Consider the following 21992-nt stretch of genomic DNA (forward strand, 5'->3'; position numbering starts at 1 on the left):
AAAAAGAAGCCGAAGTGACCTGATTGGTGCTACTTCGGCTTCCAGGAAAAATGTGCCAATGCACAAACGCAAGCTCTATTCAAGTCGGCCCCGGGGCGAATTATTCGCTGGCGGGAAGCGCCGTAGTACCCCAGTTCGTATTTGGTTCCGGCCCCATTTCCAGTACGAGCGAGCCGCCTTTCAGCAGGTCGGATGCATTGAACCAGAAATTTTGCAGCGGCTGGCCGTTGAGCGTCGCTTGCTGGATGTATACATTCTTGCGGGAGGTATTTTTTGCCTCGATCGTAAATGTCTTTCCTCTTCCAAACTGCTGTCCCAGGTCGATCACCGCCTTTTCAAACATCGGGCTACCGATTTCGTAGATCGGGTCGACGCGCGTACCGCCGTCGGTCTGGAACAATCCGAGCGACGCCATTACAAACCAGGCGCTCATTTGCCCCTGGTCTTCGTCGCCCAGGTAGGCATTCGAAACCTCGTGGCCATAGTACCGGTCGACCACCGAGCGGCTCCATTTCTGGGTCAGCCAGGGCTTTTTGACCCAGTTGAACAGGAACGCGAAATGCATCGATTGCTGATTGCCCTGCACCACCGGATAATCCCAATACTGGTCGTTGGGCCCGTTATAGCGCCATTTTACGCTTTCATTAAAACCCCAGTCCAGCCTTTTGACAAACTCCCCTTCCCCGATCTTCTTCGCGAGGCCCGGCACATCCTGCGGCACGAAAAAGGTCAGCTGCCAGGCATTTCCCTCTACATAATGGTGGTTCGCACCGGACTTGAACGGGTCGAAATCGGCGAGCCAGTTGCCGGTTCCATCTTTCATACGGGCAAATCCGGTTTTCGGGTCGATCACATTCTGCCACCAGGTAGCCCGGTCGCCGAACATCTTGTAATCGTCCTGCTTATCCAATGCTTTGGCGAATTGGGCAACGGAGTAATCATCGAAGCTGTATTCCAATGTATTCGAAAACCGGCCCTGGTCGTAAGGCACGTATTTGTGTTGCAGATAGGTAACCAAATCTTCATTACCCGCCCGACCGCCACCGACCGTGTCGGCAGGGACAGTCTGCATTTTGCGGACAGCCTCGTAAGCCTTTTTGACGTCAAAATCGCGGATGCCCATCTGGTAGGCGCCCACAATGAGGGGCACTTCATGCTCGGCCACCATCACCGGAATGTACTCCATTCCCGCCGGGCCCTTCGCCAGCCAGCCGCCGCGGTCGTACATCGCAAGCTGCGATTTCACCCAGCGGTTCGACCATTCCGGCGTGACGAGGTTCCAGAACTGGTTGAGGTTCCAGAATGTATTCCAGAATGCGTCGCAGCCCAGCGCCACATCGTCCTTGTTCTGAAATTTATTGACATGCTCATACGCGTCGCGCCAGCTGCCATCCACATCGCTGAACATATTCCTGCTCAGCGAGCGGTACATATTGGTGTAAAACCGTTCCTTTTCGCGCTTGTCGTTGCTGGAAATCGCCACGCGGCCCAGCAACTCGTTCCAGACCTGCTCCTGGTTGCCCCTCACTTTTTCGAAATCCCAGCCGAACGGGTCGGAAATCTCGGTTTTGAGGTTCAGCGAAGCATTCTCCACGCTCACATACGAGATACCCGAGCGCACCTGCACAGATTTGTTGGTTTTTGTATCGAATTCAAGGAACAGCCCCGCATTACGGGCGCTGTCGGCGGCGAGGTTGGTTTGCTGCTTCACGACGTCGTTCAGCCAGACGCCGTAATTTTTAATCGGCTGATCAAATTCAATCACGAAATGTACCGTGTACTGCTGATCGATCCCGCCGGACCAGACATTCCGTGAAAGCTGCTCGCTGAACCCCTCGATCCGCTTGTCGCTGACCTTGTCGATTTTTACTTTTTTAATCTTGTAGCCGTATTCGGTCGGAATTTGCAGGTCGACCATGACCCGGCCGGTTTCGCTCTTTTGCCAGGTGTATTTCTGGAATGAAGCACGTGTGGTCGCCGTCAGTTCGGCGGTAATGTCGTTGTCGGTCAGGTTTACTTTGTAATAACCCAATGGCGCCTGCTCGGTACTTTTGTCGAACCGTGAACGGTAACCGCTATCGGGATCGGCCTGATCGCCGATTCTGGTTTCCAGCGGTCCGGCGGTAGGGAAAATGCCGAGGCCGGTCATCGTCCATTCGTGAATGTGGCTGAACGTCCCGATCGACTCGAAAGTGGGGTCGTAACCAGCCTGCCAGCCGCCATTCTGATTGTCCGGGCTCAGCTTCACCATGCTGAAAGGCATCCAGGGCCCCGGCGCGATCATCCACCGAGAATGCCCCGCACCCAACATCGTATTCACATATCCGGCTGGCGTTTTAAGCTTTTGCTTACTCCGCCCGACTTTCCCGGATTTGTATAATTGTTTATTTACAAAAACTTCAAATTTCCCCGATTCCGGCTGCTCGACCGCTGGCATAGGCGCTTCGAGCATATAGCGGTCCTGCTCTATTTTTTGGGACAAAATCGTTTCCCCGTCGAGCTTCACTTCCACCAATGGCTCACCTTGGAGCTGGGTCACATCAACCAACAGCGGCTGGATCAATTTTCCATCGGCATTCAACTCGTAATCGGCCGGTTTCACATCCCGCAGCAACGCATCGCCCGGAGCGGCGAGTTTGGCGCGTTTGGGGCCTTCCAGTTTCACCTGGTCGAAAGCAAGCCAGCCGCCCTGCAATGTAGTCATCACGATTTCATTGACACCCGTTTTGATCAGATCGGCCGGAATGTCGATCGCCACCAGCTGTTCTTTCGGATTAGGCACAAACTTGCCGGGATCTTTAAAGCTGGAACCTTTTGCCAATTTAAACTCCCAGGATTTGCCATTCACCAACACTTTGAAAAGCGGCGCGCGCAGGGAATCCGTGTCGAGAATATCTACCACAAGCTTCCATTTGCCCGACGACGGTTTCTTTTTAATGTCAAATAAAACAGTCAGGAAATGCGACCTGATGCCGGAAGTCCCGCCCGTTCCGCCCCAGCCATTCACCGGCCCGGGCAGCACATAAGGCCAGTCTTTCCGGCTCTCCGAACGCCCCACCAGGAAGAAATTATCTTCATACCCAAAATCCTTTTCCAAAAACCGCTTGTATTCGCCCGGCGCAAGCGCCATGCCCGACGGAGCATTATCAGCCTCCCCGATCTGCCAGATCGTCCGCTCCTTCGCGCAAACCTGCCCGCCGAAAAATGTGGACAATAGCAGAACGACAAACGGAATTGTGATTGAGCGGGTTTTCATGGGTCTGATACTGAACGGGTTTTCGAAAATGAATATGTTTATACAAAGTATTGCACAGCAACGCGATTCGAAGACACTATAAATCAGCCTATTTAACAAAACTGGTGTTACAACTAATCGCATCGCAAGTATAGCGCATATACTTTGTATATACAAAGTTCAGGGACGATTCCGTATGAAGCATCATTTCACGCACGCAATGCCGCGTAGCGATAGCGTCCCGCGACGACTCTGAAAAATCCGTATTTGGCAAGCAAGAAGAGAAGGCCGAGAAGCTGATCGATGCCGGTTTCCCTCAACCTCGTGCGCTCGACGTAAGCCGAAACATAAATGCTGATTTCGTACAGCCCGACTAATGGCAATGCAACCAATAACTGGCTATAAATTTCCGGCGAAGGAGTAATGACCCCGGCAATAACCAGAATTATAATCCACGCGTGCCGTCTATACGTACGCATGAACGCGGGCGTGAGAATGCCAACTTTTGAAAGCACAAAAACAACGATCGGCAATTGGAATATCAGCGCACATCCCATGGAAAGCGTCGCCAAAACAGATAGGTAAGAATTAACATCAAATTGGTTTCTCAAACCGGGCGCTACTTCGAAATTGGCCAAAAAATTGATCGACAGCGGCGTAACGATATAATAACCGAAAAGCAAACCCGAAAAGAAAAGCGTCGATACAAAGAACACAGCGCCTCTTGCAGCCCGTCTTTCCGCCGCGCGAAGACCCGGTTTCACAAAGCGCCACAGTTCCCAGAATGAATAGGGAAATGCGAAACAAAGGCCTATGATAACCGACGAGGTCATTGCCAAAGACAATTGATCAGAAATCCCCAGCACTTGAAGTTCGAAATCGAGTTTACTGACGCATAAATCGGTATAGCCGGTAAAATCCGCTAATCTGCACATCATTCGGTACGTCCAGAAATCCGGGGATTTCGGCGCAAGCACGATCTCCTCAAAAATAAAACCCCTGTAAGTAAAAGCAACAGCGGTGAATACGCCAATGGACAGCACCGACCTGATAATATGCCATCTGAGTTCTTCCAGATGCTCTAAAAAACTCATTTCTCTACCCTCAGCGGTAGATTCTTCTTCGAAATGTTGGTCCAATGGCATAACAGTGCTGGTTTACATTATTTATTTCAATAGTAAGGCAGGCACAGCGCTATTTTAATTACCATCGTTATCAATTCATCAGCACCTAATTGAAAAAAGCGGCCCGCCATTGATCAAATATCGCTTGCAGGACTCGCATTTATAATGCATTTTGTCAAAAAATCACTAACGCATGGAAACGAAAAAGCGCTCCAAATTCTGGATCAGGCTGGCGACATTCTCGCTGGATATTATCAGTTTGATACGGCTTGCTTTTCTTTAATTCAAATCAAGGTGCGAAATGCCGGCTGATTCCGTATCACGGGTCCGGTAAAGCCTTTCCGGGACTGATGCCAGTTTTGAAGGATGCAGTTGCCCGCCAAGCCCGTAAAACTGCTGAAAACTCATAATAAGCGGCCGCCATTTCTCTGGGTCCACATGATCGGGATTTTCGCGGGAAACGATGGAATCGTCGAGATGAACGCGGAGAATTTTTAATTCCAATGTAACACTTCTGATATTTTCAATGCCCGTTTCCGCTGCGAACGGATGTATCGCGACGAATGCCGCTTCCAGTTGAACAGGGCATTCCAGAACCCTGGGCGCACTGACAATCGTTGATTCCAACGGCGTCAACCCTGCCCTACCGAATTTATCGGCTTCATAAGTGTAACCTTTCAACTTTTTCCCGGCAGGTACGGGATTACTACCGGTAAGCAGCGCCAGCCGGTCAACCGCTTCGACCTGCTCCACCGACGGCAGATTCAGTACGCACTCGCGTGTACGCAGGATGTTTTCAGTGGTTTTGGAATGCGCCGCTATCCCGATCATGCAGCGATACCCAAGCCAAAACGCCGACGAAATAGGCGCCAGATTAAAAGTATCATCAACATTAGTTGTGCCTACCAATACAACAGGCGTACCGAAATACAAAATAGAAGGATTACTGATTTGATGCATTTTCTTACGTTGTTTTTTGCATCAAAACAATCGAATGTTATTGCTCAATGAAACCCGTTTCTTGCGAAATAGACGGCCCTACGAATTGTAAACCATTGGGGCTTGAAAGACGAAAATTCCGTGCTGATTTTGTAACCAAAACGCCTCCTGCTCAATGAAACCCTCGCGCGGCTCGATGAATGGGCTGTTTTAATCTATGAGCGCCAACATTTACACACAACTGTCTCATTTAATGTGACTTATGATCAAATATACGCCATCCGTCGTTGTTTATTGCCTCTCCGTCGATTGCATTTTGCCGGGCCGGGAAAGGCGGCTAACATTGTATCGGAAGTCGGCAACAATGCGGCTCCGCAAATCATAAACAATCACATTTAAATTATAAGCAACCATGAAAACGCTCATCGCATCAGTGCTTTTAACATGTTCCCTTGCCCTTTCCACAAATGGGTTTGCCAAATCAGAAACAGGGATTTCAAATGTTGTCGGAGACGAAATCGCAACCCGGTTTTGGGTAGTATCGACAGAAAACGGGAAGATCAACGTCAATGTGCTTAAAGGAGAAAAAGCAGTTTCGCTCAATGTAGTCGATCAAACCGGGCGCACACTTGCGTCCAAAAGCATTAAAAAGTCCGACAGCGCCACCCGGACAACGTTTGACCTGAGCCAGCTTCCCGACGGCGCCTACAAAGTCGTCCTGATCGACGGTAAACATAAGGAAATCAAAACCATCGAATTGAATACCGAAACTGCCGAAGCCCACCGAATTGTGTCATTAGGATAATGCATTCTCAATTCATTTAAAGAATTAAGTGTAAAACAAACAGGGACAAGCCTCACTAGAAAGGCCTGTCCCTGTTTGCTTTTACACACCCCAAATATCACAAAACATCACTGATCATTTTATTCACCAGCAGCCATTTGCCGTCGATTTTATGAAATGAAAGGTATTCGTGATACAGGAAGTCATACATTTTTACCCTAACCTCGGCGACGGCAATGGAGTTCGTGACGCGGATGTCCAGCACTTCACCTTTGAATGGCTTGCCCGATTCTTTCGGGCTTTGGCGATGGCCTACGCCGTCGAGATATTCGGTGATCGTCTTTGCGTAGGGCTGCCCTTTTACATCACCCCAAAGCAATGTTCCCGGGTGATATATTTTGCGAAGCTGCTCCACATCGCCATTATAAATGCCATTGAAATAGTCGTTCTCTAATGTTTGTGCAATGATCAATGAATCCTGTTTTAGCGTTTCCATCGTGCTTTGCTTTTGGGCCTCGCTGCTGAAATGCAACAACAGCAAGGCGATGAATATGAAATATTTCATTTGATAAATACCCTATTTCGTACGAAGCGGCTTAAATGCGGCGCGCAGTTCGTTGGTAAAAGTTTCGGGCTGTTCCCACGCCGCGAAGTGCCCGCCTTTTTCCAACTTATTGAAATAGATCAGCCTGGGATAAGCGCGCTCTGCCCAGCTACGCGGCACAGCATAAATTTCATCGGGAAATGCACTTACAGCCACGGGGATTTTTAAACCTCTGGGGTCGAAGAAGCCCCCTGTGGCGCCCTGAGAGGCTTCCCAATACAGCCGGGCCGATGAAATGCCGGTGCGGGTAAGCCAGTAAAGGGTGATATTGTCCAGAATATCGTCGCGCGTGAGGCCTTCCGCTTTCCCGTCGAACACCCGCGCTATGAGCTTGTAGCTGCGGTCGTCGTGGTCGAGCATCCATGCGGCGAGGCCTACGGGCGAGTCGTCGATGGCGTACAACGTCTGCGGCCGCAGGCTCATTTCACTGGCATAGCCGAGTCCCTTTTTGTAGAAGAAATCCAGTTGTTCGTAGGCGTTCCGCTCATCGGCCGGGAGCCCGGCGGGCATGGTGCCGGCTGCCAATGCTTTGGAGATTTCGGCTGGTACCGTGGCGGCCATATTTGTGTGGATACCGAGCAACCCCGGAGGCGCGATCAGCGCCATGTTTTCCGAAATCGCATTCCCCCAGTCGCCGCCCTGCGCCACGTATTCCTTGTAGCCCAGCCTGCTCATGAGCGTGATCCACGCCTTCGCCACGCGTACGGGGTTCCAGCCCAGCTCGTCGGGCTTACCGGAGAAGCCGTGGCCCGGAATGGAGGGGATTACCACGTCGAAAGCATCCTCTGCCTTGCCGCCGTATTTCACAGGGTCGGTCAGTGGGCCGATGATTTTGAGCTGCTCTATCACGGAACCCGGCCAGCCGTGCGTGATGATCACCGGTAATGCATTGGGATATTTCGAGCGGACGTAGATGAAGTGAATATCCACGCCGTCGATGGTGGTAATGAACTGCGGTAAGGCATTCAGCCTCGATTCAACGCCCCGCCAATTGTATTCAGTGGCCCAGTACCCGGCGAGGGCTTTCATGGTAGCGAGTTGCACGCCCTGGGTTTCGTCGTGCACGAGCTCCTTGTCGGGCCAGCGGTGTGCGGTTATCCGGCGTTTGAGGTCGGTCAGTTCTGCGTTGGGGATATGGATATGGTATGGACGGATAGATGTATCCTGATTCACAGCGGTTTGGGCGGTTACCGGCGCTGCTGTCGCCAGCCCGGTGGCCAGCAAACTTGCGGCAATTATGTGCTTTTTCATGTTCTTTCGTGTCTAAATTCTGACACAAAGGAATAGCTAAACAACCGCTTCATTACGTGACTTACATCACAATTACAGGCCTGTCAAAAACATCTGAAATCCACTGACTGTCAGTCTTGTAATTGCAAAATCCTGCGCCCGGACGCAAAGATCGCGAAAGACAAAACCGCGCAGCCGGCCATAATGCAGGCGACCGTCGTGACGGACTTATCGGGTAGCATACTAAAAAATGCCGACGCCCCCGCCCCGATCAGCATTTGAATGGCGCCCATCAGCGCCGAAGCGTTACCGGCATTTTTGCCCATCGGCTCCATGGCCAGGCTGGTGGTATTGGGGAAAATGAAGCCCAGGCAGGCCAGTAATGCAAAAATAAACACAATCGTGACCGCCAGCGAGCTGAGGCCCAGCAGCGCCACCCCCACGAAGACAATGCCGATCACCGATTGCGCACCCGCCGCCCATACAGCGAGACAATCCACTTCAAACTTCTTCAAAAGCAGGTTGTTCACCTGGCTCGCCGCGACGATCGCCATCGACAAGCTGCCGACGATCCAGCCCAGTTGCTGCTGCGCAATGTGAAATTGATCGAGAAATATCGTGGTAGCGCTCGTAATGTACCCGAACAGCCCCACCGAGCAAAGTGAACCGGCAAGGGTGAAAAACAGAAACTGCCTGTTTTTGAGAATATTCAAAAAACTCATTAAAACAGATTTCGGATTGAGGGAAACCTGCCGATTGGGCTGATGGCTCTCGGGCAGGAGCCAGTATACCCCGGCCAATACCGCGACGGCCATCCCGATCATGACGATAAAAGTAGCCCGCCAGCCCCAATAGCCGGTGATCATACCGCCGGCCGTGGGCGCTATCAGGGGCGAAACGGAGGTTACGAGCATGAGCATCGACAGCACACGGGCATTCTCTTCCGTAGGGAAAAGGTCGCGGATGATGGCGCGGGAGGCAACCATACCCACGCACCCTCCTATCGCCTGGAACAGCCTGGCGGCGATCAGCGACGACACGGACGTGGCAAATGCACAGGCCGCAGCCGCCAAAATGTAGATGATAACACCGGCAATGAGCGGCTTCTTCCTCCCAAACCGTTCCAGCAACGGCCCATAAGCAAGCTGCCCCACCGACACACCGACGAAATAAAACGAAAGCGACAATGCCACATCCGACACGTGGGTGTGCAGGTCCCGCGCGATGTCGGGGAATGCAGGCAAATACATATCGATCGAAAGCGGCGCAAGTGCCGTAAGCATTCCGAGCACGAGGATGACGACGGCGGTGTTGACCGGTCGGGCAGGTTGCATCATGGGAAGTATTTTACCTGGATTTATATAGCCGGTGCTGCGGGAAAATCGAACGGAATTTTGGTCAGCGCATACACATAGTTGGTGAACGTACGCAAGGTCACGAGCTTACCTGCTCGCGGGCAGGTACTGAAACTGTTTTCATTATATATCGAATATTTATTGGTGGTACTCCGAAAGGAAAGTCGGCATTCCCCAGCTGGGGCTCAATGCGCCATACACCGGACCGGCCTCGGGAAGTGAATTATCTCCCAGCATTTCCATCAGCACGGCGGTGAAACTCACGGGGATCGCACCTGCCTGTACGAGCCGCGCCAATGCCCAACGCTCGATATCGACGCTCTGGCTACCCGAAATGTCCATTACGGCATACACCTGATATCCCTCCTCGCGCAGCGAAAGCGCCGGGAACATCGCGCACACTTCGAGCGTGATGCCGCCGAGGATAATGTGCGTCTTGCCGGAGTCCTCGATCATTTTCCGGATCCGGGCGTCCAGCCAAACGTCGATAATCGTCCGGTCTATGTGCTCCACATCCGGCAGGGCTTCGGCGAGATCTTTGGTAATAGGGCCGAAACCGCCAAGGCTTTGCATGGTAAGGATCGTGGGCACGTTCAGTACTTTCAATGCATTGGCAAACGCGACCACATTGTTTTTGATCGTCAGCGGGTCGATGGTCTTGCAGTTCATCAGCAAGCCCGGCTGGTGGTCGATCAGGATGACGAGTGAATTTTCGGCGGTCAGCCTCGATGGTTTAGTGTTCATCATTAATTGGTTGGTAAATGGATTACAATGTGTGCTTATGCGCAAACGCCGCGAAATCGGCCAGCGCTTTTTGCGAAGACTTGGAGTGAATGTCCATAAAAGGCCAGACGTGCTGCTCGTCCTCGAACAGGATCAGCTCCGCCTCCACTCCTGCCGCCAGTAACCGCCGGTGCAGGTGAATGCTGTCGTCTTCCAATACTTCGGCGGTGCCACATAGGATCAGCGTCGGCGGCAGGCCACGCAGGTCCGCATTCACGGGCGACACCAGGCCGTCCGCCCGACCCGCATTCCCGGCATATAAACCAGCCGCCCATTGCAGGTACTCGCGGGTCAGGAGGGTATCGGCCAATTTGTTTCTGGTGTAGCTGTCGTTCTTGCATTCAAGGTCTGCCCAGGGCGAAATCACCATGCTGTAATGCGGCATCGGGCCGCCGGCTGCTTTCAGGCCCAGCTGCGTAGCGATGGTCAGGTTACCGCCCGCGCTGTCGCCCACCATGCCGAACGTGATACCGGGGTTGTCCGTAAAAAAGTGGGTAATCACGGCAATGCAATCATTTAACCCCGCCGGAAAAGGATGCTCCGGCGCCAGCCGGTAATCGATCATCAGTATACTGCGGTTCAGTGCCGATGCAATATGGCTCACCAGCGCGGTGTGCGATTTGAAAGAACCATAAATGAATGCCCCGCCGTGAATGTATGCCACCACCTCGTACACGGGTGCGCCCTCGGGCCTTACCCACATGCAAGGGACATCGGCGATTGAAATGCTTTCGTACCGGACATTTTCAGCGGGCGGATATTGGTTTCCGAGCATTTCAAAGCCAGCCCGACCTGCAAGTATCGTTTCCATAGTTTCGTTGATTGCAGGCAAAATTGAGCGGCGGGCATCTGAAAAAAAATTAAGTTATCTTAGTTTTTTAAACCGTCACGTCGGCTGAACTTTGTCCATTTGCACCCTAACAAAGCCTGAATGCTATGACAGCGCCATTTGCCGGAATACTGGCGAACCTGAGAAGATATACGTCGCTTACGCCGAAAGAAGAAGAGGATTTTTGTACGCTACTGACAGTGAGGAAAATCCGGCGGAGAGAATTCCTGCTCCGGGAAGGCCATATTTGCGATTGTGAGTATTATGTCAATTCGGGCTGTTTGAGGACCTATCATCTCGATCCGAAAGGCATCGAACATAACCTGTACTTCGCCATCGAAGACTGGTGGACGTCCGATCTGTACAGCCGCACCACCCGCGAGCCGACGCGTTGCAATATCGTCGCGCTGGAAGATTCGGAAGTGGTGCAAATCACCCAGGACGACCTGGAAGCATTTACATTGCGCGCGCCGGCCATTGAGCGTTTTTTCAGGATATCTTACCAGCAATCGCTCATTAACCAGCATATGCGGAACCTGCGGATGCTGTACATGAACGGCCAGGAGCGCTACATTCATTTCCGCACCAACTTCCCCGAGCTCGCCAACCGCATTCCGCAGAAGCATGTCGCTACGTTCCTGGGCCTAACACCGGAGTTTTTCAATACGATCCACGCGAAGGTTTTGCGCATGCCGGAGTGATGCGAGCAACTTCCGGCTAACCCTGCCGGGCGGGAAAGCCATTCAATCCCGCCAGCATGAACGCGCCTGCGCTGCCTACCCACACGGAATAGTCGAAGGGAGCTTTGATGCCCAGCGCAAAAGTCATCGACAATGCGAATGTCGCCAGCAGTAATGCCGTGAACAGGCCCGTCCACCTCAATTGGAATCCTGCCAAAAGTAATAATCCGAGCACAATCTCCGCCGCGGTAGCCACATATCCACTTGCTTTACTCAATATCTCAGGCAGGAAAAACGTCAGTTTCCGGGTATACGCTTCGAAATTCTCCCAGTTGCCCCAGGCCGAAACCTGATCGGGCCACATTCCGAACCGGTCGGCGACGGCTGATAGCAATGCGACAGCCAAAGCAATGCGAAGAAACAGTTGATGAAAATAAAGCGGTGTGGTGTTGTTAGCCATTGTAATGAAGTTTTTTGGCGTAAAGGAAATGCCTGGCGGTGTCAATTTTCTTAAACTGGTTTAAGAAATGCACGATTTTCTTCTGGCTATTTTATCACACATGATAGGATTAACATAAAATGTAAATATCAAACTAAAAAATATAACTTTGACAAAAACGTAAACTTGACACCTCTACACTGAAATGCCCGATCGCCAACAGGTTTCCGACCAGCAGCTGCTGGAAGCTTTATGCGCCGGGCATGAATGGGCTTTCACGGCCGTTTACGACCAGTATTGGTACCCGATGTATAAGGCCGCATTCCACAAATTAGGGCAAAGGCACATTGCGGAGGAGATCGTGCAGGACATTTTTACACGCCTCTGGAACGAGCGCGCAAACCTGCGTACGACGACGCTGAATTATTACCTTTTTTCGGCGGTACGTTTCGAAGTCATCGACCACATCCGCAAAGCTGGGCCGCGAAGCCGCTACCTGGCCTGGTACCAGGCATTTGCAAGCCAGCACGAGCATTACACCGAAGACGAAATTGCATATAACGAGCTGCTGCGCAACATCGACGAAAGCCTGAAACCATTTCCCGAAAAAACCCGTGAGATATTTAAACTCAGCCGGGTAGAGAGCTGGACGGTGGCGCAGATCGCCGAATTCATGCATTTGTCTGACAAGACGGTCGAGTACCATCTCGGTAAAGCTTCCAAGGCCGTCCGCGAGTATTTGAATGAAACCTTACTGCTCCTGCTCCTCAGTATTTTCTCCTGATCTCCATTTAAATTCTGTTGCATTTTTAGAAGAAGTTTAGGGCTAAACTTTCTGTTTTATATAAACTTTCCACTTTATTTTAAAAACATTCAGGGACAATCCGCCGATCATACGGTTTAGTGATTGAACCAGACATCCGGTAGTCTGGACAGCCACCCCTGAACTTATGAGTTACGACGAAATCGAGAACCTGCTTTTGAAATACCACGAGGGCAAATGCACGCCCGCGGAAAGAGAGCGCATTCATGAATGGTACGACCAGGTCGAAAGCGGCGTGCCGCAAACGGAACTTTCGGAGGCCGAAAAATCGGTACTGAAAGCCCGGATGTGGAACGCTATTCAACAGGAAAGAAAAGGCCCTGAAAATGCGAGGGTGTTTTTTCCGCGCCTGTCTCCGGTTGTCTGGCGGATGTTCGCCTCGGTGGCGGCGGTACTCGTCGTGTCGCTGGCGCTGTTCTATTTCTTTTCCCAAAAAACGGTCTCGGGCAAATCGGCGAGCAGACCATTGCTACTCGAAGCCGGTCGCGAAAGCCTCGTTTCCAGGACGAACAACACTGCGCAGCCCATGCGCGTCCAACTGAGCGACAGCAGCGAAGTCACCCTCGCACCCGGCGCCGGACTCACCTACCCCAGCCGGTTTTCAGCCGGAAAAAGAGAAGTTCAGCTCCAAGGCGATGCGTTTTTTAACATTACCAAGGACAGCCACCGACCGTTTTTCGTGTACAGCGGCAAACTCGTGACGCGCGTGCTGGGGACGAGCTTCTGGGTAAAGGAAGGCGGTGAAGATCGTCAGATGCAGGTGGAAGTAGTTTGCGGGAAGGTTTCGGTATTCGAAAACGAAAACATCGACACCCCCGAAAATACCGCCGAAACGCGCCACCAGTTCAACAAAGGGGTGATCCTGACGCCCAACCAGCGCGTGACCTATTTCGAGGAAAGCGGGCATTTGATGACCAGCCTCGTCGACAAGCCGGTATTGCTCACCGCCCACACCGAAATACCGGCCGCGGTCTACAAGAATATGGTTTTGCCCGACATTTTTCAGCGCCTGGAAGATGCGTACGGGGTTGATATCGTGGTTTCGGGCGAAGCGGTGAACGAATGCACATTCACCGGCGACCTCACCAATATGTCGCTTTTCGAACAGTTGGACCTGATTTGCCAGTCGAACGATGGTTTTTACCAGGTTCAGGGGACGCGTATACTCGTCTCGACGGCCGGTTGCAAGTAATTTTTGTTTAACCTAAATACCAATCTATGCCATAAACCTGTCCAGCGTAAAAGAAGAAACCGGCAGAGCGCTACCCTGCCGGCCAAGTACATTCCCACTGCCGGAAATCCGCCAAGATGCGGCAGCAGGGTATTCATTAGTTATAAAAAACCTTTCTAAACTATGAAAAAAAACCGATACCGAAAAAACCGGGCATCGCTTTGCTTGCTCATGAGACTTTCTTTGGCCCAGCTTATCTTTTCAATCGTTTTTTCCAGCCTCACCTATGCGGCGCACGTCAGCAAGGCGCAGGAGGTGCTGGAACGGAACGTGACGCTCCACGCCGACAAGGTGGAACTGGCGACAGTGCTCGACCAGTTGGAGCAGAAAGCGAACGTAAAATTTGTGTACAGCAACAAAGCGATCCGCGCCGAGCGCCAGGTGGCGATCCATGTTGTGAACCAGAAACTCGCGGCTGCATTGCAGGCATTGCTGGCGCCGCTGCAAATATCCTACCAGGTAACACCATCGGGCCGTATCCTACTGAAAGCCAACAAGGAACTGCAAACGAAAAGCGCCGGGCAGCTATCCATTCAAATGCACGATATGCTCGCGCAGGTGCTGAAAGGCAAGGTAAACGACGAGAACGGCGACGGCCTCCCGGGTGTGAGTGTACGCCTGAAAGGCACCCAGCTGGGCACGCTTACGGACGCTTCGGGCAACTATGAACTCGAAGTGAACAATGTGGAAGCCGTGCTGGTATTCAGCTTTGTGGGTTATAAATCGCAGGAAATCGCCGTGGGCGACCGCGCGGTGATCAACGTAGCAATGGCCCCTGATTTTAAATCGTTGAACGAGGTAGTCGTGATCGGCTATGGCAGCTCGCGGAAGCAGGATGTGGTGGGCTCGGTGGACATTGTTTCCTCGAAAGACGCCGGTGCTACCACCGCTACCAACCCGTCGCAGCTGCTGATCGGTAAATCGGCGGGTGTGCAGGTGCTGCAATCGAACGGCACGCCGGGCTCCGACGCCCAGATCCTCATCCGCGGTACCGGCTCATTCACCGGCGTAGATCCGCTTTACGTGATCGACGGTATCCAGGGCAGCAAAACGATGTTCAATACGCTCGCGACGCAGGATATCGAGAACATTACCATTCTGAAAGACGCCTCTTCCACAGCCATTTACGGCTCGGCGGCGGCTAACGGCGTGGTCATTATCACTACCAAAAGAGGGAAATCGGGCGCGCCGCGCATTAATTTCAATACCCAATGGGGCGTTGCCAAAGCCTGGAAAACGCTGGACCTGCTCAATGCATCGCAGTACATCGACCTGCTGAAAGATTTCGCGGCCACCACCAATTCCGCATTGCCCGCGAAGTTCAACACGCCGGAAGTGACCACGGACCGCACCGACTGGCAGAACGAGATTTTCAGGTCCGGACTCGTTTCGCAGAACGACCTGAACATCAGCGGCGGAGGCGAGAAAGTAGCTTATAACTTTTCATTAGGTTATATCAAACAGCAGGCCATTGTGAAGAACTTCTCCAACAGCAGGCTGAATGCGCGGTTTGCATTGGACGAAACCCTCGGCCGCTTTCATTTGGGACAAAGCCTGAACATCCGCTATACCAAGGACGACGGCCAGGCCGCGAGCATTTCCGACGCGGTGTATTATGCGCCTTACAAGCCCATTTATGACGCGACCATCCCGGGCGGTTATTCCAATACCACCAACGTCGACGATTTCAGCAATGGTAACAACCCGCTGGCGGCCATTAACCTTAACCATCCTGTAAATACCGGCTTTGTGTTCTTCCCGCAGGTTTTCGCGGAGGTGGATATCATTTCGGGGTTGCGGTTCCGTACCCAGCTTTCGGCCGAGATCGGCGGCGGCAAAAACCGGAGCTACCAGTACGGCTACACGGCGGGTAACAACCTCACCAACCCGCAGCAGGCGACGCTGGGTTTCAGCAACTACTCGTTTTACACGATCGAAAACTACTTTTCCTATAATAAGGTATTTGGAAAACACAGCGTTTCGGCAACGCTCGGCAACAGCTACCTCGATCCCGGAAATTCGTCGGGCCTGAATGCGACCGGTACCAAAATCCCGAACGACGCCATTCAGAACATCAGCGTGGCGCAGTCGCAGGCCGTTACCGGCTCGAATTATGGTTATGCGCGCTCATCGGTGATTTCCTATTTCGCACGTTTGGGCTATACTTTTGATAATAAATACATTCTTACTGGAAGTTTCCGCCGCGACGGCGCTTCGAACTTCGGTGCCAACAACCGTTTCGGGAACTTCTACGGACTCGGTGTAGCCTGGCGCTTTGTGGATGAGGATTTTATCAAAAACAACCTGAATTTCCTCAGCGACGGAAAGGTACGTTTCGGACTGGGCAGAACGGGTAATAACACCATCCCGACCACGGGCGTGACGTCGGTGCTCACGTACAGCGGCAACCCGAACGGTAACCTCGTGTATTCGCTGGGTACCAATGAAGGATTCAGCCCCGGCACGACCATTAATACATTGTCTAACCCGAATATCCGCTGGGAATCGACCGACCAGACCGATATCGGCCTCGACCTTGGCTTCCTGAGCAACCGGCTGACCCTTACCGTGGACTGGTATAACCGCAAAAGCTCCGGCTTGCTCGTGCGCGTGCCGGTTTCCGGAAGTACAGGTGCGTCGGACAGCGGCGGGCAGCCTAGCAAATATGCCAATGCGGCCAGTGCGCAAAACAAGGGCGTGGAGTTCTCGGTAGGCTACCGCGACCAGGCCCGGGGAGGTTTTCAATACAATGTAAGCGCCAACCTGGCTTACAACAAGAACACCGTCAATTCCCTCGGAAGCGAGTTTGCGGCTCCTATTCAGGCCGGGACATTCAGTAACCTGCCTACATTCACTTACACGGCTGCGGGTTCGGCCATTGGGTCGTTCTTCGGTTATGAGGTATCCCATGTAGCGAAAGACCAGGCGGAAATCGATGCATTGAATGCGAAAGCGGCCGAGCAGGCGGGCGATGCCACTACCAAGTACCAGGCAGGATTGCTCCCGGGTGATTTTATTTTCAAAGACCTCGACGGCGATGGCAAGGTTACTTCCACCGACCAGAAGATCCTCGGCAACCCGATCCCGAAAATCGTGTACGGTTTCAATGCAGGGGCCAGCTACAAAGGATTCGACCTGAACGTGGTGGTTTCGGGTGTTACGGGTTTGAAAATCTTGAATGCATTTAAATTCGTGACCGAGAATGAATCGACGGGGCACAATGCTTCTACCGAGATCCTCAAAAGATGGCGCAAACCCGGCGATGTGGCCGAGCTCCCGCGTGCGGGCCAGAGCGCAACCGGCGACGGTAACCTGCGCCCTTCCGACTGGTGGCTGGAAAACGGCGCCTACCTGCGCGTGCGCAACCTCACATTGGGCTACACCATTCCGCAGGGCGTGATCGAAGGTATTGGCAGCGGCAAGGTATTCAAAAGCATCCGCCTGTACGCGGCTGCGCAAAACCTTCTGACATTCACCAAATACAAAGGCTACGACCCCGAAGTAAGCACCCAGAACGGCGGAAGCTACATTTTCTCGCGCGGTATCGACGACCGCCTGCAGTTGCCGCAGCCTAGAACATTGCTTTGCGGCTTGCAGCTTGGGTTTTAATGGTTAGCAAAAAACTTACTTGAAGTGAACATGAAAAAGATCATATATTTTCTCTCAGGACTCATTGCGGTTTTCCAGCTGGCCGGGTGTGACGAATCCAAACTGGAACTGGAAAGCCAGAGCGCGTACGATTACCAAACCTACTTCACCTCATCCGAAGGGCTGAACCAGGCGGTGATCGCTACGTATGCCACACTGCTGCACAACGGCCTGTGGTCGCGCGAGTACTATTTCATTTTCGACCTGCTCGGTTATGAGGCCAAGAAGACGACCAACCTGCAAGGCGATATGGCCCAGCTCGCCGACTACTCTTTCGGTACCAGCCAGGCGCAGATCGGCCAGCTTTGGAACAGCCTTTACCGGTTGATCCTCCGGTCGAATGTGGTGATCGACCGGGCGAGTGTATGGAAACCGGCATCGGCCGCCGACCAGCAGGCCGCGAAGCAGTACATTGCGGAAGCGCGGTTTTTGCGGTCGTACGCCTATTTCAACATCGTGAACCTGTGGGGCAAGGCACCGCTCATCACCGCTTACGACAGCACCGTAGCCAACAACTACCCTTCCCGCGCTTCGGCGGAGGCGATCTGGTCGACGATCGAGAGCGATTTGACAATGGCTGCCGCCGATCTGCCGCTAACCTACGACGCGGCTACCGGGCTCGGCAGGGCCACCCGGGGCGCGGCGGTAGCATTGCTGGGCAAGTCCTATTTGTACCAAAAGAAATGGGCACAGGCTGAAACGACACTCAAACAGCTGACGGCAGCACCTTTTACCTACACGCTCGACCCGTCGTATGAGAACCTGTTCAGCTCTACCAACCAGAGCAGCCCGGAGAACATTTTCCAGGTCATGAATGCCAAATGGACCGACTGGGGAATCGGTAACCAGTACTATGTTTTCGGCGGGCAGGAAACCTGGGGCGGCAAGGCCACCCACTCCGACCGCGCGCAGGAATACGGTTTCAAGGACTGGTTTAACGTTTACATTTCTACCACGACCGTCAAATCATTCCAGTATCCAAACCCGGCCAACGGCGCCAACTACACCGATCCGCGTGCGAAGTTTACATTCTACGGCAGCAAGGAGAGCGGCGGCGATACCCAGTATTGCCAGAAATGCGCCGGCGGCCCGATCGACTTCCCATTCAAAGCCGACGATCCGCAGGGTTATTATGTCTGGAAAAAATACCAGTACTACAATGAAGTCGCTTCCTACGGCGGCCCGGCGAGCTCTATCAACGGGCAGGTGATCCGCTTTGCCGACGTGCTCCTGATGCTCGCCGAAGCGCATATCCAGCAAGGCAAAACCGGTGCCGACCCGCTGGCGCTGATCAACCAGGTGCGTAAACGCTCGGGCGCTGTCGCGTACACGACGCTGGGCGCGCAAGCCGACGCCATGAAAATCATCATGCGCGAACGCCAGGTTGAACTTTGCGGCGAGCAAAGCCGGTATTTCGACCTGATCCGCTGGGGTACTGCCAAGCAGACGATCAATGCGCAGCGCGCGGCCGAGCCGGGTGATGGCAAGCAGCCTTTCGAGGACAAAAACGTCCTTTTCCCGATCCCGGATGTTGAGAAAAACTATAATCCGAATGTGGCGAAAGACATTGCGAACGCCTGGAATTAAGCTGGTATAAAAACGAAAAGCCACAGTGTCGCTCGCCGGCACTGTGGCTTTTCGTTTTTAGCAAAATAGCATTCATCACCGGGACACCAGCCGGGAATCCTGCTGCTTATCTGCGTCGGCAAGCGGATCGATGGCCCCGAACTGCCGCAAATGGTGGTCGGAATGCTTGTAGGCGAATATCCCGATTTCTTCCCGCGTCATTTTGCCGAAAAAGTCGTGAATGAAATCCGGGTTGTAGAAATCCTTATAAGCCCGGATGCGGCTGATCCAGATTTGCTTTTGCAATTCCAGGTCGCCCTCCTGCTCTTTTACAATGAATGCCGTGCCGGAGGGAATGTTCTTTTTAATGGGACGGTCGTCTTTTACAAAGCTTTTCAGGGCCATTTTGCCAAAAATCCAGCCAATCAATTCCTGTTTGTACTTCGGCTTGTGTTCGCCCAGCACCCATTCGTCCCAGATCGTGCAATGCTTTGTCATTTGGTACACATTCATTTTGCCCCATTGCGCCGCATTGCTTTTTTCGAGTGACTGTATCCTTCTGATCAACTCTTCTCTTGTGGCTGCTTCAAAGATCGTTTTCATAGTTTGTTTTTGCTTTTGGTTGATAATGTAAAATTACCGGGGCCCCAAAAGTTGATCGGCGTGGTAAAATGCCATTCAAAGGTGTATTTTGTGCCATCTTTATCATAGCTTTGAATAAACCCATCGAACCATGCGTACCCGACATATTTCCGTAATCGTATATGAGGATGTGCTGCTGACGGCCCTGTCGAGCACCGTAGCATTATTGACCGGCGCCCGGGAAGCGGTGATCAGAAGCGGCCGACCGGCCCCATTCGAGATCGACCTCGTGAGCGTAAACCGCAACGATGTACAGCTGCGGTTTCCCGTTCAATTCCACTGCGCCAAGACGCTGGGTGAAGATTTCGAGACGGATATCGTGGTGGTACCGCCCGTAAACACGGATGATACGGAGATCGATAACCTGTTATTGAAATACAACAAGGTGATCAGCTGGATAGCCGAAAAGTACCAGCGCAAGGCACAGATTATCAGCCTTTGCACAGGCGCCTATTTCGTAGCCGAATGCGGTTTGCTCAACGGGATGCCGGCTACCTCGCATTGGGGCGCCATCGACGACATGCGGAAAAGATATCCGCTCGTCAATTTCCGGCCGGAGCAGGTCGTCACCCAGTCGGAGGCGATCATTACCGGCGGCGGAGGATTTTCCGCATTGAGCGCGGTATTGTATTTTATCGAAAAAACCTGCGGGAAAGAAGTGGCCATTACGCTGAGCAAATACTATGCGCTCGACTACGGAAGGAAATCGCAGAGCATTTTTACGATCTTTTCGGGCCATCGCGGCCATAACGACGACGACATTCACCAGGCGCAGACCTTCATAGAAAACGAGTTCAAAGCCGACATTTCGGTAGACCAGATCGCCGGGCGCGTCAATATGAGCAAGCGCAATTTCATCCGCCGTTTCAAAAGCGCCACCTCCCTGAACCCGATCGAGTACATACAGCGGATCAAGATCGAAGCCGCCAAGAAATCCCTCGAAGCAGGCGAATCGAACATCGCCTATGTTACCTATGATGTGGGATACAATGATTTGAAAACCTTCCGCACGATATTCAAGCGCATTACCGGCCTGACGCCCATCGAATACCGCAACCGGTACAATACGGAGACGCTGGCGCGGTGAGACTCGCATTCAGGCTGGTACCGTCAGGCTGGATATGAAATTTATTTATATATTTGAGTCTGAACGTCCTAAACCGCTATGAAAGCTGCATTTGCCGTATTCCTGCTCATACTCGTCGGCGAAGTCCATGCTCAGGAAAGTTTCGTGACCGTGGATGGTCATCGGTTTCATTATTACAGCAAAGGGTTGAAAAAAAGGAAACCCGGCGAGCCGGTACTCGTCTTCGAGAACGGCATGGGAATGGGCCTCGGCAACTGGAATTCGGTGATCGGCGAGCTGGCGCAAACGGCGCCGGTGTTCAGCTACGACCGGGCCGGCGTGGAGAAATCGGAGAAAATTTACCGCATGCCGACCGTACGCGAGGTGGCCGACAACCTCAAATCCATTCTGAAAACACTGAATATCGCTCCTCCGTATGTCCTGGTGGGACATTCCATGGGCGGACTCTACATCCGGGGATATGCGGGCCATTATCCCGACGACGTCTCGGGGCTGGTGTTCCTCGACCCTGCGGATTTTACAGAAACCAAAGAAAACTGGAACGATATCTTCCGGCAACTCCAAGTGCCCGAAAAGCGGATCGACGAAATGTTGTACGAACGGCTTTACACGCCCGCGAATGCCGACTCGGCCAATTACGGCCCGTGGAGTGAACTGCAAGTTCTTCGCGCATTGCGAAAAACCGATTTTGCCGAAGTGGCGAGCCTGCCGGTACCGAATGTGCCCATTTGCTTTATCGTCGGAGGGAAATTCGAAGTACCGCCCGACCGCCGGAGCAAAGATTACGACCACGCCCGTTTCTTTGAAATCAAGACGAACTTCAACATCGAACGCTGGAAAAAATTCATCGATTCGTCAAGCAAGGGAGGTACGCTGCTATTCTTGTCCAAAAGCGGCCATTACGTGCACCACGATGACCCGAAAGCGGTAATTGCCGCTATCAAAATGATGATGGAAAGTTTAGGAAAGACGCGCTAGCATTTGTATTTGAAA

The 21992-nt window shown here is 52.6% G+C and carries 18 protein-coding genes; 8 read left to right on the top strand and 10 right to left on the bottom strand.

Annotated features, from left to right (window positions below; all coding sequences use genetic code 11):
- Positions 1-100: 100 nt before the first annotated feature.
- From BLQ88_RS13155 to BLQ88_RS13165, 3 genes are all read right to left on the bottom strand, one after another.
- A complete protein-coding gene (locus BLQ88_RS13155; RefSeq protein ID WP_090150356.1) occupies positions 101-3256 on the bottom strand; it encodes a glycoside hydrolase family 92 protein in 3156 nt (1051 codons plus the stop codon).
- Positions 3257-3444: 188 nt separating this feature from the next.
- Positions 3445-4380 carry a twin-arginine translocase subunit TatC gene (gene tatC, locus BLQ88_RS13160; RefSeq protein ID WP_090150359.1) on the bottom strand — a complete coding sequence of 312 codons (936 nt, stop codon included), beginning with the start codon at positions 4378-4380 and terminating at the stop codon, positions 3445-3447.
- Positions 4381-4638: 258 nt separating this feature from the next.
- Positions 4639-5319, bottom strand: coding sequence for a flavin reductase family protein (locus tag BLQ88_RS13165; RefSeq protein WP_090150362.1), 681 nt, complete (start codon positions 5317-5319; stop codon positions 4639-4641).
- A gap of 391 nt (positions 5320-5710) precedes the next feature.
- On the opposite strand from BLQ88_RS13165, the gene BLQ88_RS13170 reads away from it, so the two are divergent.
- Positions 5711-6103: a T9SS type A sorting domain-containing protein gene (locus tag BLQ88_RS13170; protein WP_090150365.1), complete on the top strand. Its 393-nt coding sequence runs from the start codon at positions 5711-5713 to the stop codon at positions 6101-6103.
- A 97-nt stretch (positions 6104-6200) separates the two neighbouring features.
- Here BLQ88_RS13170 and BLQ88_RS13175 read toward each other — a convergent pair whose 3' ends face one another.
- The 5 genes from BLQ88_RS13175 to BLQ88_RS13195 form a co-directional block, all read right to left on the bottom strand.
- Positions 6201-6647 (bottom strand): nuclear transport factor 2 family protein, encoded by a 447-nt coding sequence (locus tag BLQ88_RS13175; protein WP_090150368.1) that lies wholly within the window; start codon positions 6645-6647, stop codon positions 6201-6203.
- 12 nt (positions 6648-6659) lie between these two features.
- Positions 6660-7937, bottom strand: coding sequence for an epoxide hydrolase family protein (locus tag BLQ88_RS13180; protein WP_090150371.1), 1278 nt, complete (start codon positions 7935-7937; stop codon positions 6660-6662).
- 110 nt (positions 7938-8047) lie between these two features.
- Positions 8048-9253 (bottom strand): multidrug effflux MFS transporter, encoded by a 1206-nt coding sequence (locus BLQ88_RS13185; protein ID WP_090150373.1) that lies wholly within the window; start codon positions 9251-9253, stop codon positions 8048-8050.
- 156 nt (positions 9254-9409) lie between these two features.
- Entirely contained in the window at positions 9410-10018 is a 609-nt protein-coding gene (locus BLQ88_RS13190; protein ID WP_090150376.1) for an isochorismatase family protein, read from the bottom strand.
- A 19-nt stretch (positions 10019-10037) separates the two neighbouring features.
- The gene (locus BLQ88_RS13195) at positions 10038-10865 is read right to left on the bottom strand and encodes an alpha/beta hydrolase (RefSeq protein WP_090150379.1); all 828 of its coding nucleotides are present in this window, start codon (positions 10863-10865) and stop codon (positions 10038-10040) included.
- Positions 10866-10990: 125 nt separating this feature from the next.
- Between BLQ88_RS13195 and BLQ88_RS13200 the strand changes: the two genes are divergently transcribed.
- Positions 10991-11584 carry a Crp/Fnr family transcriptional regulator gene (locus BLQ88_RS13200; RefSeq protein WP_090150381.1) on the top strand — a complete coding sequence of 198 codons (594 nt, stop codon included), beginning with the start codon at positions 10991-10993 and terminating at the stop codon, positions 11582-11584.
- 16 nt (positions 11585-11600) lie between these two features.
- On the opposite strand, the gene BLQ88_RS13205 is transcribed toward BLQ88_RS13200, so the two are convergent.
- Complete coding sequence (locus BLQ88_RS13205) at positions 11601-12023, bottom strand: DoxX family membrane protein (protein ID WP_090150383.1); 423 nt, start codon at positions 12021-12023, stop codon at positions 11601-11603.
- Positions 12024-12207: 184 nt separating this feature from the next.
- Here BLQ88_RS13205 and BLQ88_RS13210 point away from each other — a divergent pair, with 184 nt between their 5' ends.
- The 4 genes from BLQ88_RS13210 to BLQ88_RS13225 all read left to right on the top strand — a co-directional run bounded on the left by BLQ88_RS13210 (position 12208) and on the right by BLQ88_RS13225 (position 19291).
- On the top strand, positions 12208-12786 hold the full coding sequence (locus tag BLQ88_RS13210) for an RNA polymerase sigma factor (protein WP_090150386.1): 579 nt from the start codon (positions 12208-12210) through the stop codon (positions 12784-12786).
- A 166-nt stretch (positions 12787-12952) separates the two neighbouring features.
- On the top strand, positions 12953-14017 hold the full coding sequence (locus BLQ88_RS13215; protein ID WP_090150389.1) for a FecR family protein: 1065 nt from the start codon (positions 12953-12955) through the stop codon (positions 14015-14017).
- Positions 14018-14179: 162 nt separating this feature from the next.
- Positions 14180-17665: a SusC/RagA family TonB-linked outer membrane protein gene (locus BLQ88_RS13220; RefSeq protein WP_090150392.1), complete on the top strand. Its 3486-nt coding sequence runs from the start codon at positions 14180-14182 to the stop codon at positions 17663-17665.
- 30 nt (positions 17666-17695) lie between these two features.
- Entirely contained in the window at positions 17696-19291 is a 1596-nt protein-coding gene (locus BLQ88_RS13225) for a RagB/SusD family nutrient uptake outer membrane protein (protein WP_090150395.1), read from the top strand.
- 75 nt (positions 19292-19366) lie between these two features.
- Here the strand turns inward: BLQ88_RS13225 and BLQ88_RS13230 are convergent, their stop codons facing one another.
- Positions 19367-19873, bottom strand: a complete 507-nt coding sequence (locus BLQ88_RS13230; RefSeq protein WP_090150398.1) for a DUF1569 domain-containing protein — start codon at positions 19871-19873, stop codon at positions 19367-19369.
- 130 nt (positions 19874-20003) lie between these two features.
- Here BLQ88_RS13230 and BLQ88_RS13235 point away from each other — a divergent pair, with 130 nt between their 5' ends.
- Both BLQ88_RS13235 and BLQ88_RS13240 read left to right on the top strand, forming a co-directional pair.
- Positions 20004-20999, top strand: coding sequence for a GlxA family transcriptional regulator (locus tag BLQ88_RS13235; RefSeq protein WP_090150402.1), 996 nt, complete (start codon positions 20004-20006; stop codon positions 20997-20999).
- 78 nt (positions 21000-21077) lie between these two features.
- On the top strand, positions 21078-21977 hold the full coding sequence (locus tag BLQ88_RS13240) for an alpha/beta fold hydrolase (protein ID WP_090150406.1): 900 nt from the start codon (positions 21078-21080) through the stop codon (positions 21975-21977).
- The last annotated feature ends 15 nt before the right edge of the window (positions 21978-21992 follow it).

Origin of the sequence: Dyadobacter soli (assembly GCF_900101885.1) — a bacterium.
Classification (GTDB): Bacteria; Bacteroidota; Bacteroidia; order Cytophagales; family Spirosomataceae; genus Dyadobacter; species Dyadobacter soli.